The sequence below is a fragment of the Brevundimonas sp. genome (genome assembly GCF_041648115.1).
Taxonomy (GTDB): Bacteria; Pseudomonadota; Alphaproteobacteria; order Caulobacterales; family Caulobacteraceae; genus Brevundimonas.
In genome coordinates, this window is sequence record NZ_JBAZPR010000002.1 from 1 (window position 1) to 17,163 (window position 17,163).

The window sequence follows — 17,163 nt, forward strand, 5'->3', positions numbered from 1 at the left end:
TGACATGTCGACCATGGGTCAGACCCAGCCCGCGCCGGCCATGCCGGCGGGGCACGACATGTCGGCTATGGGCCAGACCCAGCCGGCTCCGGCCGCCGCGTCCCCGCATGCCGGCCATGACATGTCGACCATGGGTCAGACCCCGCCCGCGCCAGCCATGCCGGCGGGGCACGACATGTCGACGATGGGCCAGACCCAGCCGGCTCCGGCCGCCGCGCCCCCGCATGCCGGCCATGACATGTCGACCATGGGTCAGACTCCGCCCGCGCCGGCCATGCCGGCGGGGCACGACATGTCGATGATGGGCCAGACGCCGACTCCGGCGATGCCGGCCGGTCACGATATGTCGACGATGGGTCAGATGCCGGCCGGACACGACATGTCCGGAATGGCCATGCCGCCCGACGTCCCGACCAGCGCGGACAATCCGGGCCGTCCGCCGGAAGCCCCCGCTCCGGCGGGCGCGGCAACCGGGCCGGCCAATGCCGCCGACCTGCTGTTCGACCCCGCCGAAATGGCGGCGGCCCGCGCCCAACTGCGGGTCGAGCATGGAAATGTGCGCACGACGGCGGTCATCATCGACCAGCTCGAAGCGACCTTCGCCGAAGGCGAAGAAGCCTACGCCTGGGACGCCCAGGGCTGGACCGGCGGCGACATCAATCGCTTCTGGTGGAAGTCGGAAGGGGAAGGCGCCTTCGACGGCGAGGTCGAGGAGGCCGAGATTCAGGCCCTCTACAGCCGAGCGTTCCGACCCTTCTTCGACTTCCAGACCGGCCTGCGGCAAACCTACCGGCCCGAAGGCGACCGGACCGACCTGGTCGTCGGCATCCAGGGTCTGGCGCCCTACTGGTTCGAGGTCGACGCGGCGGCCTTCCTGTCCAACAAGGGCGAACTCACGGCAAGGGCGGAGGCCGAATACGATCAGCGCATCACCAATCGCTGGATCGTCCAGCCCCGGGCCGAGGTGGTGCTGTCGGCGGAGGACATCCCAGAACTCCGGATCGGCTCCGGCCTGTCGTCGCTCCAGATCGGGGCCCGGCTGCGGTACGAGTTCCGCAAGGAGTTCGCCCCCTATGTCGGCGTGGAATGGACCAAGAGCTTCGGCAATACGGCGGACTTCCTGGAAGCCGACGGACGAAGCTCGGAAGACACCCGACTGGTCGTCGGCATTCGGGCCTGGTTCTAGCGAAGGCTGGCGGGTTCATCTTGGTGCCGGGCCCGCGCAGTCAACCAGCGGGGGGGCATGAGGATGCCCTCGCGTGGGTCAGTGCGCCACTATAGCCAGTGTCTTGCGCACGCTGGTGTCCGGCCGGGTGGGGTCCAATGACAGCGACTCGGCGAACCCGGGCCGTCGCTATCGATCTGGATGACACCTTGATCTCAGCCTATCGCCGCCCGGACCTGGCGTGGCGTAGGGTCTGTCAGTTGTACCAGACCGAGCTTGGCGACCTGGCTCCGGACCATGCGGCGCGGGCCCTGACGGAGGCGGGGCGGGCTTTCTGGAGCGATCCGGAAAGCCACGCCATCGGCCGCGGAGCCCCGAGGCAGGCCAGGCGCATCATCGCGGCCAAGGCCTTTGAGGCCCTGCGGCGCGACGGATGTGCGACGCCCTCTCCGGAAATCGCCGAACGCCTCGCCGACGCCTTCAGCCTTCATCGCGACCGGCAGATGCGGCTCGAACCCGGGGCGGACGCCGTGTTGGTCCATCTGCGGGATGCTGGATACCGGCTGGCGCTTCTCACCAACGGCGCCGGTCCCCTGCAGCGCGCCAAGATCGAGCGTTTCGGCCTGGCTTCGCATTTCCACCACATCCAGATTGAAGGCGAGGTCGGCGTGGGGAAGCCCGATCCCGCAGCGTTCAGGCGAATGTTCGCCGCCCTGGCCGTCGAACCGGCAGAGGTCTGCGTCGTCGGCGACAGTCTGGTATGGGACATTCGCCCGGCCATGGCGCTGGGCTGTTTCACAATTCTGTACGATCCGGAGGCTGGCGAAGCTGTTGGACGCGGTTCAGGGGACGCCCACGTCGTGGTCCGGACCCTGGCGAGCCTGGCGACCCATCTCCCCGGAGCGGCGAGGCCGCCTGGAGCGAGTGATCGCGCCGGGTTGCGACCGCCCGGAGCCGACAATGCTCACGGCGGAGGGTGACCTCCGGCGCCCGGACCGGGAGGCGACGGAAGCCCATCCACGACGAAAAACGCCGCGCAGCAGGTTGCGCGGCGTTCCTCCACATCAGGCGTCGGCCCCCCAAGGGGACGGGAGGCCGACTCCTCAGTGAACCATGAAACGGACGACGCCGTTCATCTGATGGCCGTCGGCGCCCTTCGCGGCCCAGGCGGCGGAATAGGATCCCGGCGCAAGCGTGGGCAGAGGCGCGGTGACGGTTGTGGCCGGCGGCGCCTCGGATGACACCACCACATCGACCGGCTGGCCCGCGGCGCCCGTCAGCCTGAGCGACGTCAGGGTCATGGCGTGCGGAAATGTCGCCGAAAACGCCGTCGGGGCAGCGGCCAGCATGGCGTTGTCCGCCGGCGCGGTGACGACGCCGTTGGCAGGCGCCTGCACGGCGGCGTGTTCCTGGGCTGACACGCCGGCGTGCGAATGACTCTGGGCGTGGGCGAGTGAGACGGGAGCCAGCGCCGCCACGGCGGCGAGGCTGGCGAAGATTGAACGGTTCATGAGAAAGCTCCTGATGCTTACGCGAACTATTGTTTGGGCGGCATGGTCATGCCGTCCATCTTCGACATGTCATGCCCGGCCATCGGATCGGCCGGCGGCGGGGTCGGGGCGGGTGCTGGCGCCGGCGCGGGGCGGGTCGGTCGGGGCGTCGAGGCCCGGGGGGACGGCGCCGGGGCTGGTGCGGCGGCCTGCGGCTGCGCAGTCGGCTCGGGCGTGGCGACCGGCGCGGCCTCCATCGGGGTCGTCGCCGAGGCGTCCGGCGCCGTCTGGGCCTCGACCGGTTGAGGTTCGGCGGCCGGCTGGCAGGCGCCCAGGGTGATCGCCGCTGCGGCGGCTAGGATCGGGACTCTCATGTGACAAGCTCCTGAAAGGAAAAGGCGATGATCGGGTCGATTTCCCGCGACGCCCTCATACTAGATTACGCGGACGGGCGCCGCATCCCTCGCCGCCCGGATGTCGATCGACGGAGCGCCGCTGCGGCGCGAGCGGGGCTAAGGCGCAACGAAGGTTCCAAGGACCCTCGAGCTGATCACTCAACGGCCCGGACAGCGGGCGTGTCGTCCAGCGCCTCGGACAGCTTGCGACGAGCCCGCGCCACGCGGGTCTCCACGGTCTTGATGGAGACACCCAGCATCCCGGCCGTTTCCGCCTGACTGCGGCCTTCGATCGCCGTCAGCAGAAGCGGAGCCTTGAGGTGCGGCGGCAGACGGCTCACGGCCTCGTTCAACCGCGCCAGCCGGGCGTTGGCATCCATCCGGTCATCCACCGCCTCGGCCCCGTCCGGCACGGACATGGCTTCCGGCGACGACAAGTCGACGCCGCCCCGGATGAGCCGCCGAACGAAGCGGCGGCGGCTCCAGTCCCGGCATTTATTGAGCGCGATGGTGCGGATCCAGGCCTCGAAGGGCCGTGTCGGATCGTAGCGTCGGATGCTGATCCAGGCCGCCGCATAGGTGTCCTGCAACAGGTCCCACGCGTCCTGCTCGTCGCCGACATAGCGCCGGACAAAGCGGAACAGGCCCGTCTTGGTCTGCCGCATCAACTCGCTGAAGGCCGCCCGGTCGCCGCCGGCGGCGCGGGCTGACAGGTCCGCTGGACTCTCCACCCGGATCGTCAGCCTTCGGCGGGTGCGAGGGCGGCGACGATGCGGTCGTCGAACACCTCCGCCTGGGCCGGCGTCAGCACGGACCGCATCTCGAAGACGTGGGCGATCGTCTCCTTCTGCAAGGCGCCCATGGCGACGTGGAAATGGTCCACCGCCGCCTGCACCTGGGGGCCGTCGCCGTCGCTCTGTTCGATCGCGCGCGCCAGTTCCACGTTGGCCGCGCGGACGTCCGCTTCGAGCGCGGTCCGGCGCACGGCGAACCGGGCTTCGACTGCGTCGATGCGGGTCAGCTGGTCGGGCGAGAGCTTCAGGTCGTGGTGCACGATGTCGTGCAGGGATGGCGGTTCGCGCCGGCTCAGCACCCAGCTGGCGCTGATCCAGGTGCCCGCGCCGCTGGCGACCGCCGCCAGGACGGCCGTCAGGGCGATGGCCCGCCAGCCGCGCATCATCGGCCGGCCTCCAGTCTCACCAGAGGCGACAGACCCGCATCGACCGTGAAGATGGCCATCTCCCCCGGCGGTCTGGGGGCGGCGATCGCGCCGACGCCGCCTGCCGTCAGGCCAGTGACCAGGGCCATAGCGACGGCCCCCAAACGCAGTTGCGACGCGAACCTTTCGCCGCGAAGCGCGTCGACCCGGCTCCAGACGAGCGGTTCGAGCCCGTCGAGCGACCGGCCTAAGGGCGTCGCCGTCGATCCGGCCAAAAGATCATCCAAATTACGCGCCATCGAACACTCTCCTTGCGCCCCTAATCCCTACTACGCCGAAACTAGCCAAATCCCTCAAACGAGGGGACGGCCTCTCCGGTGCGTAGTTAGCAGAAGGGACGGGATGGGAGATAACAATGTCGATACGCAAATTGCTGTCGGGGCTCGCCCTGGTGGCGGCTCTGTCTGTCAGCGCGCCCGCGTTCGCGCACGAGGATCATGACAAGCAGGCCGCGGCCCGCGCCCAGGCCGCCGCGCCGGCGGGCGCCGTGCCAGAAAGCGGCGTGATGGCCATGCCGGGGATGGCCATGGACATGGACCACGGGGCCATGACGGTGGACGAGGGTCCCAAGCCTATGCCTCAGCGCCTGTATCGCTGGCTCGGCGCCATGCATCCCGCCGCCGTCCATTTCCCGATCGCGCTGTTCCTCGTCGCCGCGCTCCTCGAGATCGCCGCCCTGACGCTGCGTCGGCCGGTCCTGACGCAGGGCACGCGCGTGATCATCGCCCTGGCGGCGATCTCCGCGGTCGCCGCGGTGGCGCTGGGGTGGTTCGCCATGGGACTGCCCGGGAAGGACGACGTGACCCACCTCTACCATCGGTGGCTCGGCACCTCGATCGCCGCGCTGGGCCTGTTGAGCTGGTGGGCCAAGGAACATTGGGTCCGCCGGCCGGGGCGCGGGCGTGAGCTGATCTACATCGGCCTGTTGACCGTCACCGCCGCCGCCGTGGTCGTCAACGGCCTGCTGGGCGGGATGCTGACCCACGGCATGCGGCATCTGATGTTCTGAGGCCCCCCCGGGGGCCGTCGTGGTCAAGCCACGTCGTTTTCAATCCATTCCGCCGGACCGGACGCTACCGTCGCCGCGGCAAACCAGGAGACTTGACCATGATGCATCGTTCAGCATTCGCCGGACTGGCTGTCGCCGTCCTCGCGACCTCCGCCCAGGCTCAGGCGCCGGCCCACGCTCAAGCCCCCGACCCGGCGCATACGCAAGGCTCGGAACACGCCCCTGGCCATGCGCAATCCGCTGACGAGGCCCAGGTCCGAACCGTCGTCACCGCCTACAAGGACGCCATCGAGCGGATGGACGTGTCCCAGACCCCGGCCCTGTTCTGGAGCGACTCGGAGATCTTCGAGAACGGCGGCGTCGAGGGCTCGTTCGCCTACTATCTCGAGCACCATCTCGGGCCCGAGTTCGCCGACCTGGCGGGCTTCGACTTCCGCAACCACGAGATGAAGGTGGAGGTCGACGGCGACACCGCCTTCGTGAGCGAGACCTACACCTATCACATCACCTTCAAGGACAGCGCCCGGGCCCCCATCGAGCGCCGCGGCGCCGCCACGAGCGTCCTGCGCAAGCGGGGTGACGAGTGGAGGTTCGACGTCTATCACTCCTCGGCCCGGCCCTTCCGCCCCACCGCCTGATCGCGGCGGCGACCGTCATCGGCGGCCTCCAGATATCGCTCGCCAGAGGGACCCATGAGATCGATGCCCACGCTTTCACGCCGTGCATTTTTGGCCGCGGGGGCCGGCTCCGTCGCCGTCGCGGCCTGCGCTCCGGGCGCCCGTTCATCGACCGAGCTCGCCGTGTACAAAACCCCGACCTGCGCCTGCTGCACGGCCTGGGTCGATCACATGCGCGCCGCGGGCTTCCAAGCGCGGGTCAACGAGCTGCCGAGCCTGCGCTCCATACGTAGCAGCCAGGGCGTGCCCGAGGCGCTCGCCTCCTGCCACACGGCCCTGATCGGCGGCTATGTGCTGGAAGGGCACGTGCCCGCCGAGGACGTGCGCAAGCTCCTGGCCGAACGTCCCGAGGCCGTGGGCCTGGCGGTGCCGGCCATGCCGCTGGGATCTCCCGGCATGGAGACGCCCGACGGCCAACGTGAGCCTTATGAAACCCTGCTGATCCTCAAGGGCGGCGGCACGCGCGTCTTCGCGCGTCACGGCCAGGCGGCGCCATGAAGGTTCTCAGGCTCTCCACCCAGCTGCACAAATGGATCGCGCTCGTCGTCGGGCTCCAGGTTCTGTTCTGGGTGGGCGGCGGTCTGGTCATGACGGCCATTCCGATCGAGACGGTGCGGGGCGAACATCGCGCGGTCGAACTCAAGCCCGATCCGCTGGAGCTCGGCGGCCTTCCGGCGCTGGGGGAGATCGCCCGCCGCACGGGCGTGGCGCCGGTTCAGGCGGAACTCCACACGACGCCGCGGGGGCCGGCCTGGACCCTGAAACCGGCGACGGGCGAGCCCGTCGTCGTGTCCGCCGCGACCGGTCGGCCGTTCGGATCGATGTCGGCGGCCGAGGCTTCGGCCTTCGCCAAGAGCGCGTACAAGGGGGAGGCGCGGGTTTCCGGCGCGGTGCTTCTGGCGACGGCGCCCGAGGAGACTGGACGCACCGGACCGCTGTGGCGGGTGGACTTCGCCGACCGCGAAAAGACGTCCTTCTACCTGTCGCCGGCGACCGGCGAAGTGGTGACGCGCCGTTCGGGCGTCTGGCGGATTTTCGACTTCTTCTGGCGTCTCCACGTCATGGATTGGAATGACGGCGAGGACTTCAATCACCCCCTGATCATCATCACTACCGCCTTGACCCTGAGCATCGTGATTTCGGGCTTCATCCTGCTATGGATACGGATCTCCCGCGACCTGAAAATGGTGCGTGCGGCTCGCAGGCGGGAGCCATGAGCCGGGCGACCACACGAAAACGCTCCGCCAAGAGACGACAGCGACCGGACTTCACAACCGCGTCTCGCTGCCCTGGCTACCGCCTGGCCGCCGTACATCCTGCGGCAGGAGGACGTAGCGGCCAACGGGGCCGAGATGTTCGCCACGACCTTCGGCGGTTTCGAGCGGCTGGCGCCGATCTATCGCAACGCCTTGATCGACACACGGCATTCGTGCGTGCCAATCGACTGGTATCTGCAGCCACACAGCTTCGCGGAGCGGAACGACCTGTTCTTGGAACACGCAGTCGCCCTGATGGCCGAGAGCGCGACGAGCGCGCTGGTGCAAGCGGGGCTGGGCCCCGAGCATATTGATTGCATCGTCACCGTCTGCTCGACAGGCATCGCCACACCATCGCTCGAAGCGCGGCTGATGCAGGTGATGCCTTTCCGACCCGACGTACGGCGGGTTCCCCTGTTCGGCCTGGGCTGCGCTGGCGGCGTCATGGGGCTGGCTCGGGCGGCCGAGATGGCCAGGGCCTACCCGGAGAGCCGCGTCCTTTTGCTCGTCGTCGAGCTGTGCGCCCTGACGTTCCGCTTTCAGGACCGGTCGAAGTCGAACCTGGTCGCCACCGCCTTGTTCGGCGACGGCGCGGCGGCTGCGGTCGTGTCGTGCCGCGACGACGCCGAGGGACCGGTGCTGGGCGCCAGCCATGAGCACACCTGGCCCGACAGCCTGGACGTCATGGGGTGGGACGTGGCCGACGACGGACTGAAGGTGGTGTTTAGCCGCGACATTCCGAGCCTGGTCCAGAACGACTTCAAGCCCATCGCCGAGGCCTTCCTGGCCGCCAACGGCCTGACCGCCGCCGACGTCGGCGGCTTCGTCTGCCACCCCGGCGGGGCCAAGGTCATCGAAGCGCTGGAGGGCATCTTCGCCCTGTCGCCGGGAGAGATGCGTCATACCCGCGAAATCTTGCGCGACCACGGCAACATGAGTTCCGCCACCGTGCTGTTCGTGCTGCGCGCGGCGCTGGATGCCAGGGAGCCGGGGCCATTGTTGCTGACCACGCTCGGCCCCGGCTTCACCACCGCCCTGATGCTGGTCCACCCAGAATGATGTGGTTCCCGGTCGTCCTTGGGCTAGTCGTCTTCCAACGGCTGGGCGAGCTGTGGCTGGCGCACGGGAACACCAAACGGTTGATGGCCGAGGGGGCGGTCGAGATCGGGGCCGGCCACTACCCTCTGTTCGTCATCCTGCACGCGGCATGGCTCTCGGCTCTGGCGATCTTCACGCCATGGACCGGGAGTCCGAACTCCTGGCTGCTGGCGATCTATGTTGTGCTGCAGTTCGGTCGGGTCTGGGTGATCGCGACCCTCGGCCGGTTCTGGACCACCCGTATCATCACCCTGGCCGGCGCCCCGCTCATGCGGTCCGGCCCATTCCGCGTCGTTCGTCATCCCAACTACTGGGTCGCATCTCTAGAGATCGCCATCCTGCCGCTGGTCTTCGGCCAGGTCTGGATCGCAATGGTGTTCACCGCGCTGAACGCCATGCTGATCGCCTGGCGGGTGCGGCTGGAGGATCGCGCCCTGGCCGATCGGGCATAGGAGTTCGAACGACCTGGGGGCGAGGCCGTCCGGTCGACGACGATCAGGTCACGCGGTGCGAAATCTCGGTCAGAGCCCTGAGACCGGTTCCGAAGCGGGCGATAGACGCCCGGTGCCGTTCCAGTTCTCCGTAGGGCAGATAGCGCACATTGAGATCGGCGATCCGGCTGAAGGCCGGACGTTGCAACTGCGCCCTCACATCGTTTTCGCGGCTGTCGGGAGCGACCAGGAAGAGGCCGGCGGAGATGTTCAGTTCGCCTGACAGGGCGAGGTCCAGCATTCGCACGACACCGGAGTAGATCGTGGTGGAATGCTCGACCTCGAAGGCGGCCGCCACGCGGTCCGTGTCTCCCTCCAGCCAGAGTACGTCGATCAGCCGGATGGACTCGGCCCCTGGACCGTTCGCCAGCGACGGCGGTAGATGTTGGAGGCAGCCCTCGCTCAGGCGTGCGCCCTCATGCTGGCGGCCGCGGTCATTGGACGCGATCCAGACCCTGTATCCCAGCGCGCGACCCAGATCACGGACCCACCCCTGGATCTCTGTGTGGGTCCGATCCGTCTCGCGCTGCTGGAGCGCGGTCTTTTCGAATTTGACCGCTTCGGCGCGCGCTTCGGCCAAGCGCGCGTCCCAGCCGCTGGCGGACAGACTCTCGCCGTCCAGGGGCGGCGCCGGATAGCGGCCGGAGCCCACGTCGAACAGGAAGCCCGCGATCGCCCCGAGATCGTTGGACAAAAGATCGCTGTAGCGAGCGTTGAGGGCTAAAATTCCTTGCCGCATCGCAAGGTAGTGCTCCCAGCTCCCGAGCTTGACCTTTGATCCGGTGATCGCATTGTAGCCGTTGACGATCGCGGTATTGAACGGCGAAACGTGGGTGGGGTGAAGAAAATAGATCAGGTTGGCCACTGCGGGCCCGAGGCCCTTGATCCGGAGCTGGTCGATCGTGCGGATGCCCGTGAGAATTTCCGTTGCTGTCGAACAACAGCTGCAATGATGCAGGAGCCGGCCGAAAGCGCGTTGATTGGCCGCGTTTTCGTAGATGTCCGGGATGCGAAGCTTGGGTTTCCACAGGAAGGCATGATCCGCGCCCTTGAAGATCTGCCGTTGTTCGGCGACCGAATGAACGATCGTTTCCAGCGATGACCCGCGATAGGCCACGCCGAAGCGGCCGGCTTCGATCTCCTCGACGACCTGGCCGATGCCGCGTCGGATGGAGCGGAAATTCTTAAGACGCTCGTCCCACAGGAACCAGGTCTGGTAGGTCGCAGCCGGGTCGCGCCGCCACTGTTCAATAAGATCACGAACTCGATCTGACACGGCGCGCCCCCTCAATTCTTGAGCAGTCTAGGCGGGTCCAGGTCGCTGGGCCAACGGCCATTCGCAGCCGGTCCCAAGAGCGCGTGCGACGCACCTGGCTCCAGCGCGTTCGGCGCGCGCCAACGGCTACATCGCCATTTCCATGGCCGAGACCGGAGCCAGGGTTCCCATGATGGACACCAGGGCCAGCAGCCCCAGGGCGAGGAGGGTCTCCATCACCAAGCTGCGTTTCAGCCGTGAAATGGCGGGGCCAAGATACTCGGGGTCGTCCAGGGCGCTGCCGAGGTCGGGCGTCAGATGAAAGCGGTTCGCGGCCGCCAGAACCAGCATGAGCGCGAAGAGCACGAGCTTGCCCGTCAACAGCAGACCGTAGGGGGTGCTCAGCAGGCCGGCGATACGATCTGGCCCGACCATGAACCAGCTGTTCACCAATCCGCTAAGAACCAGGACGGCGACCGATGCGGTTCCGACGCCGGCAAATCCGTGAAGCGCTCGATGAAGGATCCTATCGCCATCGACCGTTTCTGACCGCCGCCGCAACGTCAGGATCAGCAGGGCTGCGAGCGCACCGAGCCACACCGCCGCCGCCCAGCTGTGCAGGATCGCGGCCGTCAGATGGACATAGCGCCCCGCGCCTTCGGTGGCCGCGCCGTGTCCCGTCCAGGCGAAGCTGGCGCAGACGATGAGGCCGGCGACAGCGACGAATCTCCACAGGCCGCGGGACGGCTTGTCTTCGATGAGCGCAAGAAGCGCGAGTAATGCGGCCAGCGTCCGGACGAGAAAGGCGGGCCCAAGGCTCGTGCCCGTGATCATGAAGCCGAGCGTCGCCGGCTTGAGACCTTCAGTCAGCGAGCCCGCCATCACAGCGGTCTGGGCCGCGAGCGCGGCGGCGGAGCCCATGGCGACCACGGCCGCCGCGCTGACCAGCAAGGATCTCGTCCAGCCGAGGGCCACCGCGTCCGACCCGCGCAACCCGTAGAGGAGGAACAACGGCGTCCCGAGCAGGACGACCGCGCCGCCGTACTGCGCGAGCCGGAGCAGGATGACCAGAACGTCGAGCACGAGGGGTCAGCGTACCGTGAAGGCAATGACGCCGGTCATACGGTGGCCGTCTGCGGAGGCGGCGTGCCAATTAAGGCTGTAGGCGCCGGCCGCGAGCGGGCGCGCCGTCCGTCCCGTAACGGCCATGCCGTCATCGGAGACGGTGGTCGCGACCGGGAATTTGGCGCCGGCGGCGTTCACGACCTCGAGGCCCGAGAAAGCGGGAACGACGCGTTCGCTGAAGGTGACCGTCAGCGAACGCGGCGAGGCGATGCTCGCGCTCGCCGCCGGGTTGGAGGCGACGACGCGCGCGTGGGCGGCAGCCTGCGTCGCCCCCAACAGCAGGGCGCCGACGGCGCCGACGACGGAAAGGATTTTGCGAGTGGTCATAGGGAGGCTCCGGAATCAGAGGGGTTCAATGAGATATACGGGCACCGGGCTTTAATCCCTCGTTCGAGCTTCGGGCGGCCCCACGCTTATTCGGAGCACGGCGTTGGGCGCGCCCGACGCCGGCCCGGAGACCTGCGAGGTCGATCCTTGACACGGCGGGCTGACTGACGTGGGATGAACGCCCATGTGGCACCTCGTCCGCACCCTTCTATTCGCCCTGGCGGTGGCCGGCTTCGTCGGCCAGGCGTCCGCGCACGCCACCCCGTTCCAGGTGTTCGAAGCGACGGGCGGCATGGCGGACATGGATTGCGCCGAGATGATGGTGATGGCGGAGGAGCCTTCGGGCGGGCCGATGAGCCCCTGCGAGGAAATGACGCCCGACTGCATCACCAAGATGGGCTGCGCCGCCGTCGCGGCGCCCATGCCGCCGGCGCCGACCGTTCAACGGCCTTCGGCTCCGCGGGGAATCCGGTTCGCGGCCGTCGATGTCGTGCGAGAGGGCGCAGGTCCGCTTCCACTCAAGAGTCCGCCGAAACGGCTGGCGTAGACCGCTTCCGCTGATCGAAGGCCGTGCCCGCCGTTGCGCGGGCGACCGCCGATCGATCCGAGCGCTTCGCCGATGTCCCGCCCTCAGGGCGGGACCCATGGTTTCGAGGAATTTCATGACCTATCGTTTGAAGCCGGCGGCGCGCGCGTTTGCGTGTCCGCCGCCCCGTGCCCGCCTGCCGCGCGTCGCGACACGACGAGCCGGGGCTTCGGCGCCGTCCCGGGAACCTGGGCTGAACGCAAGCTGGGCGATCCTTCCGGCTTCCATTCTGCTCCTGAGCGTCTGGACCGCGCCGGCCAAGGCCGACCCGCAGACGTTCGACGAGGCCCTGGCCCGCGCGGCGGCCGGAGCCCCCGGCCTGCGCGCCAGCGCCCTAGGGGTGGACGCCGCGCGGGTCGCGGCTCCGGCCGCCGGCCGGCTGCCGGATCCGCGCCTCACGTTCGGTCTCGACGGGTTTCCGGTGACCGGCCCGTTCGCGGGGCAATTCGACCAGGACGACTTCACCATGCTCAGGATCGGCGTCGAGCAGGACGTGCCGAGCCGCGCGCGCCGTCGCGCTGAGCGAGACATCGCCGAGGCGCAGATCGGCATCGCCGGCGCCGAGGAGTCCGTCGCGCGGCGGGAGGTCCAGATCGCAACGGGACTGGCCTGGATCGACCTCTTCTACGCCGAACGCCGCCTCGCGGCCCTGGATGACGTTCTGAAAACCCTTGAGCCGCTGTGGAACACCGCGCCCGCCGGAGTCGCATCGGGCGCCTATCTGACCGAGCTCGACGACTTCCGGGCCGTGCCGCTTCGCACGGGGGCTGGAGGGGTTCCGATCAGCCTCGGAGACGTCGCGACCATCCAGATCGGCCCGGAGATGCGGCGCGGCATAGCGGAGCTGAACGGCGAAGGCGAGGTCGCCGGCGGCGTCGTCATCCTGCGGTCCGGTGCAAACGCCCGCGCGACGATCGCGGCGGTCGCTGAAAAACTCCAGATACTCAAGGCCGGATTGCCGCCGGGCGTAGAGGTGGTGACGACCTACGATCGGTCGCTGCTCATCGACCGGGCGATCGACAATCTGAGCGGCAAGCTGATCGAGGAGTTCATTGTCGTCGCCCTCGTCTGCGGCCTGTTCCTCTGGCACGCCCGGTCGGCGCTAGTCGCCATCCTGACCCTGCCGCTGGGCGTGCTGGCGGCCTTCCTGATCATGAATCTTCAGGGCGTGAACGCCAACATCATGTCGCTGGGCGGCATCGCCATCGCCATCGGGGCCATGGTCGATGCGGCGGTGGTCATGATCGAGAACGCCCACAAGCATATCGAGCGATGGGAACACGACCACCCGGACCACAAGCTCGTCGGCGAGGACCGGTGGAAGGTCATCACCGAGGCGGCCGTGGAGGTCGGACCCGCCCTGTTCCTCAGCCTGTTGATCATCACCCTCTCGTTCATTCCAGTGTTCAGCCTACAGGCCCAGGAGGGCCGGCTGTTCGCGCCGCTGGCCTTCACCAAGAGCTATGCGATGGCGGCCGCGGCGATCCTGTCGATCACGCTCGTGCCGGTTCTGATGGGCTATCTGATCCGGGGAAGAATCCCGGCCGAACAGAGCAATCCGATCAACCGCTGGCTGACCCACATCTATCGGGGGCCGCTGGACTGGGTGCTACGGCATCCCAGGAAGACCTTGGTGGCCGCCTTGCTGGTATTCGCCACCACGGCCTGGCCCCTTAGCCAGCTCGGCGGCGAGTTTATGCCGGCGATGGACGAGGGCGACCTGCTTTATATGCCCTCGGCCCTGCCGGGCCTGTCCCCGGCCAAGGCCGCGGAACTGCTGCAGCAGACCGACAGGATGATCCGAACCGTGCCCGAAGTGGCGACCGTATTCGGCAAGGCGGGCCGGGCGGAGACGGCCACGGACCCGGCTCCGCTTGAGATGTTCGAGACCACCATTCAGTTCAAGCCTCGCGATGAATGGCGGCCCGGCATGACCCCGGAGAAACTGGTCGAGGAGCTTGATCGCGCGGTTCAGGTTCCCGGATTGTCCAACGTCTGGGTGCCTCCCATCCGCAATCGCATCGACATGCTGGCGACGGGCATCAAGAGCCCCGTCGGCGTCAAGGTGTCCGGCGCTGACCTGGCCGCGATGGACCGTATCGCGGCCCAGGTGGCCGAGGTCGCCAAGACCGTGCCGGGCGTGACCTCGGCGCTGGCCGAACGCCTGACCGGCGGGCGCTATGTCGACATCGACATCGACCGAGAGGCGGCGGGCCGCTACGGCCTGAACATCGCCGATATCCAGTCGATCGTTTCGGGGGCTGTGGGCGGGGAGACGATCGGTCAGACAGTGGAGGGGCTCGCCCGCTATCCGATCAGCGTCCGCTATCCCAGAGAACTGCGCGACAGCCCGGAGCAACTGCGCGCCCTGCCGGTTCTGACGCCGTCGGGTCAGCAGATCACCCTTGGCACGGTCACGGATATCCAGATCGCCGACGGCCCTCCGATGCTGAAATCCGAGAACGGCAGACTGACCACCTGGGTCTATGTCGACGTGCGCGGCCGCGATCTGGCGTCCGTCGTCGCCGATCTGCGTCAGGCCGTCGCCAGCGAGGTGGAACTCGCGCCGGGCGTCAGCATCGCCTACTCGGGCCAGTTCGAATATCTCGAACGGGCGGCCGAGCGGCTGAAGATCGTGGTTCCGGCCACGCTCGTGATCATCTTCATCCTGCTCTATCTGACCTTCGGTCGCTTCGACGAAGCACTGCTGATCATGGGCACCCTGCCGTTCGCCCTCACCGGCGGGTTCTGGCTGCTGTATCTGATGGGCTTCGACCAGTCGGTCGCGACCGGCGTGGGTTTCATCGCCCTGGCCGGCCTTTCGGCCGAGTTCGGCGTGGTGATGCTGATCTATCTCAAGCACGCTCTCAGAGACCGGGGGCCTGACCCGGATCGAAGCAGAGAGTCGGCTGAGCCACGGGCTCGCGAACTGCGACTGCCAGGTGACGCCCACGGTGAAGGATTCAGCGGTTTCCTCCTCAAGCAGAGGGTTGCCGCCGGTGAGCCCGGAGACTTGCGAGTTGGAGAATGTGAACGAATCGATGACCTGGCCCGGGACGTTCTGCGCCAGGCACAGGGCCCGCACAGCGTTGGCGTCGGGCGCGCCCGGCGCACGGTACGCCCCGCGGATGTCGCAGGGGTCGCCCGAGAACTGGCGCACACCGGTCGAGGAGACCGGCACTCCGATCGACGGGAAGCTCAAATTCTGCGCTGCGAACAGTTCGCCGATCGAGGGCGCGCGGACCGCCCGCTGAACGCCGCCGCGGAACCGCAGCCCGGTCACCACCTCCCAGCTGAGATCCGCCTTGTAGGAACTCACGCGCCCGATGGTCTCGTACTCCGAGGCGCGGTAGCCGAGGTTGGTCTCGAGGTTTCGCACGAAGGGCAAATCGCTCAGCAGCGGGATCAGGATCTCGCCGTAGAGTTCTGAAACCTGATCCGAGCCCGCGAGCGGCAGGCCGGAGTTTCCGGCTAGTTCGGGCCCGACGACTCCATTCAGAGTGAAGGTGCTCAGCAGAAGGTTGTCGGGAACAAAGTCGTAGTTCTGCTCGCGGTAGGAGGCCCCGACGGCGGCTCGGACTTCGCCGGCGGGCAGGGTGAAGACGCCGCCCTGCAGGTTGAGCTCCGCGACCCTCTGATCGTTCGTCGTCGTATTCTTGGCGACACGACCGACGTAGCCGATGCATGCGCTGCTCAGCGGGTTTGTTCCGAACGGGTTGAAGCCGCCAGCGCAGATCGACGCACCGCCGTCCGGAGCGTCCAGAAGACGCTGCAGCGCGGAGCGCGAGAGGTAGCCGGTGTAGACGGTGCCGTTGTCCACCCGCCCGTAGGAGACATAGGCATCGTACGTCCAGTCGCGGAAGCCGGCCAGATCACCGCGCAAGCCCGTGGTGATCTGGTAGACGTTGTAGTTCTCGGTTTGGCGTCGCGGGCCGAGCTCGTTGAAGCGTTTGTCGAGGCGGAAGTTTCCGGCCGGGTTCGGGCGGGAGTTCAGGACGCCGCGCAGTTCGGCCGGGATGAACGGGTTGGTCGACGGGATGCGGAACCCGGTGGTGGGACCAGTGGCGGGATTGGACGCGAGCTGATTGCCGCTCTCGTACTGAGAGAACATGAAGTCGGCGTAGAGCTCCGCCGCTGCGTTGATCTCGTAGTCCGCGGCCGCGTACACATTGTAGCGCGTCTGCGGAATGATCATGTAGTTGCGGTCACCGGTGGCGTAGGTGAAATCGGTCTGCTGCAGCGGACCCGGCGTCCGGAATCCTTCATAATCGATGCCACCCGGACTGACGTAGTCTCGCGCGCCCTGATAGGTGAACAGCGTCCCGTTGTTGTTGAAGCCGAAGGTGTCGCCACGCGCGGCCCCGGGCACCGCGGCGTTGACGGCCACGGCCGTGGGAAGGTTGGTGGCGTCAAACACCGTCGAGCCCAGAGGAGAGGTCCCCGCGAACCCCCCGATCAATGAGAACGAGCGGTCGGCGTTGAGGACCGAGGCGCGGTTCGAATAGGTCGCCGACAGCACGGCGCTCCCACGACCTTCGGCGATGTCACCGCCGACCGTCAGGCTGACCGCTTCCGCTCCCGCGTCCCCGCGGGCCGAGGCGCCATACTGCAGGTCCAGCTGAACGCCTTCGAAGTTCTGGTTCAGCAGGAAGTTGAGGACGCCGCCGACTGCATCCGATCCGTAGGTGGACGAGGCGCCGCCGGTGATCGTCTCGATGCTGGAGATCAACGGCGTCGGCAGTCCGAACAGCCGACTCGTGTTCCGCGTTCAGGAAAATGTTCGACGGTTGCGCCAACCAATCGTCCTCCAGCTCTAGGTCGCCATCGCCACCCCAGCGGTCAATTCGTCTAACCAATCTATTTTGGAGTCGGCAGCTAAGGTCAAATGATAGGACAAGCAGCTAGAGAGCGATAAGCTTCGAAAGCGCGACCCGCGCAGCGCGAGCTCGATCGGCCCCTGAACTGGGATTCCGAACCTGCCCCGCGCTGACGCAGCGATCTGGTGCAAGGATGGGTGACCGTCGCCCCTCCGGCAGCTCGACCATCAAGGCTCAGGTATCGGCGACGCAG

The 17,163-nt window shown here is 67.6% G+C and carries 17 protein-coding genes and 2 pseudogenes; 10 read left to right on the top strand and 9 right to left on the bottom strand.

Features of this window, described 5'->3' with window-relative positions:
- Positions 1–1,186: copper resistance protein B (locus WC597_RS01550; RefSeq protein WP_372691452.1), on the top strand; the 1,186-nt coding region annotated here is incomplete at its 5' end.
- Between the two features lie 137 nt (positions 1,187–1,323).
- Positions 1,324–2,145, top strand: coding sequence for an HAD family hydrolase (locus WC597_RS01555; protein WP_316629564.1), 822 nt, complete (start codon positions 1,324–1,326; stop codon positions 2,143–2,145).
- Between the two features lie 123 nt (positions 2,146–2,268).
- Here WC597_RS01555 and WC597_RS01560 read toward each other — a convergent pair whose 3' ends face one another.
- The 5 genes from WC597_RS01560 to WC597_RS01580 all read right to left on the bottom strand — a co-directional run bounded on the left by WC597_RS01560 (position 2,269) and on the right by WC597_RS01580 (position 4,508).
- Positions 2,269–2,676 carry a copper resistance CopC family protein gene (locus WC597_RS01560; RefSeq protein WP_303694479.1) on the bottom strand — a complete coding sequence of 136 codons (408 nt, stop codon included), beginning with the start codon at positions 2,674–2,676 and terminating at the stop codon, positions 2,269–2,271.
- A 26-nt stretch (positions 2,677–2,702) separates the two neighbouring features.
- A complete protein-coding gene (locus WC597_RS01565) occupies positions 2,703–3,029 on the bottom strand; it encodes a hypothetical protein (protein ID WP_316629562.1) in 327 nt (108 codons plus the stop codon).
- A gap of 176 nt (positions 3,030–3,205) precedes the next feature.
- Entirely contained in the window at positions 3,206–3,781 is a 576-nt protein-coding gene (locus WC597_RS01570; protein ID WP_316629561.1) for a sigma-70 family RNA polymerase sigma factor, read from the bottom strand.
- 8 nt (positions 3,782–3,789) lie between these two features.
- Positions 3,790–4,230: a periplasmic heavy metal sensor gene (locus WC597_RS01575; RefSeq protein ID WP_316629560.1), complete on the bottom strand. Its 441-nt coding sequence runs from the start codon at positions 4,228–4,230 to the stop codon at positions 3,790–3,792.
- On the bottom strand, positions 4,227–4,508 hold the full coding sequence (locus tag WC597_RS01580; protein WP_316629559.1) for a hypothetical protein: 282 nt from the start codon (positions 4,506–4,508) through the stop codon (positions 4,227–4,229). Before WC597_RS01580 ends, WC597_RS01575 begins: the two co-directional genes overlap by 4 nt.
- A gap of 116 nt (positions 4,509–4,624) precedes the next feature.
- Here WC597_RS01580 and WC597_RS01585 point away from each other — a divergent pair, with 116 nt between their 5' ends.
- From WC597_RS01585 to WC597_RS01610, 6 genes are all read left to right on the top strand, one after another.
- Positions 4,625–5,278: a DUF2231 domain-containing protein gene (locus WC597_RS01585; protein ID WP_316629558.1), complete on the top strand. Its 654-nt coding sequence runs from the start codon at positions 4,625–4,627 to the stop codon at positions 5,276–5,278.
- 98 nt (positions 5,279–5,376) lie between these two features.
- Positions 5,377–5,916, top strand: coding sequence for a nuclear transport factor 2 family protein (locus tag WC597_RS01590; protein ID WP_372691453.1), 540 nt, complete (start codon positions 5,377–5,379; stop codon positions 5,914–5,916).
- A 54-nt stretch (positions 5,917–5,970) separates the two neighbouring features.
- Entirely contained in the window at positions 5,971–6,453 is a 483-nt protein-coding gene (locus WC597_RS01595) for a DUF411 domain-containing protein (protein WP_372691454.1), read from the top strand.
- Positions 6,450–7,172 (top strand): PepSY domain-containing protein, encoded by a 723-nt coding sequence (locus WC597_RS01600; RefSeq protein WP_372691455.1) that lies wholly within the window; start codon positions 6,450–6,452, stop codon positions 7,170–7,172. The genes WC597_RS01595 and WC597_RS01600 overlap by 4 nt, the downstream gene beginning before the upstream one ends.
- A 135-nt stretch (positions 7,173–7,307) precedes the next feature.
- Positions 7,308–8,270: a type III polyketide synthase gene (locus WC597_RS01605; RefSeq protein ID WP_372691456.1), complete on the top strand. Its 963-nt coding sequence runs from the start codon at positions 7,308–7,310 to the stop codon at positions 8,268–8,270.
- Complete coding sequence (locus WC597_RS01610; RefSeq protein ID WP_372691457.1) at positions 8,267–8,761, top strand: isoprenylcysteine carboxyl methyltransferase family protein; 495 nt, start codon at positions 8,267–8,269, stop codon at positions 8,759–8,761. Before WC597_RS01605 ends, WC597_RS01610 begins: the two co-directional genes overlap by 4 nt.
- Before the next feature lie 43 nt (positions 8,762–8,804).
- Here WC597_RS01610 and WC597_RS01615 read toward each other — a convergent pair whose 3' ends face one another.
- The 3 genes from WC597_RS01615 to copC form a co-directional block, all read right to left on the bottom strand.
- Positions 8,805–10,076, bottom strand: a complete 1,272-nt coding sequence (locus tag WC597_RS01615; protein ID WP_372691458.1) for a type II restriction endonuclease — start codon at positions 10,074–10,076, stop codon at positions 8,805–8,807.
- Positions 10,077–10,202: 126 nt separating this feature from the next.
- Positions 10,203–11,138: a copper homeostasis membrane protein CopD gene (gene copD / locus WC597_RS01620; RefSeq protein ID WP_372691459.1), complete on the bottom strand. Its 936-nt coding sequence runs from the start codon at positions 11,136–11,138 to the stop codon at positions 10,203–10,205.
- A gap of 6 nt (positions 11,139–11,144) precedes the next feature.
- Positions 11,145–11,507, bottom strand: a complete 363-nt coding sequence (copC, locus tag WC597_RS01625) for a copper homeostasis periplasmic binding protein CopC (protein ID WP_372691460.1) — start codon at positions 11,505–11,507, stop codon at positions 11,145–11,147.
- Between the two features lie 184 nt (positions 11,508–11,691).
- Here copC and WC597_RS01630 point away from each other — a divergent pair, with 184 nt between their 5' ends.
- On the top strand, positions 11,692–12,054 hold the full coding sequence (locus WC597_RS01630) for a hypothetical protein (RefSeq protein ID WP_316629549.1): 363 nt from the start codon (positions 11,692–11,694) through the stop codon (positions 12,052–12,054).
- 328 nt (positions 12,055–12,382) lie between these two features.
- A pseudogene (locus WC597_RS01635) lies at positions 12,383–15,022 on the top strand (CusA/CzcA family heavy metal efflux RND transporter); the annotation flags it as partial.
- Between the two features lie 57 nt (positions 15,023–15,079).
- Here the strand turns inward: WC597_RS01635 and WC597_RS01640 are convergent.
- Positions 15,080–16,288: pseudogene (locus tag WC597_RS01640) on the bottom strand (TonB-dependent receptor domain-containing protein); the annotation flags it as partial.
- Positions 16,289–17,163: the final 875 nt, after the last annotated feature.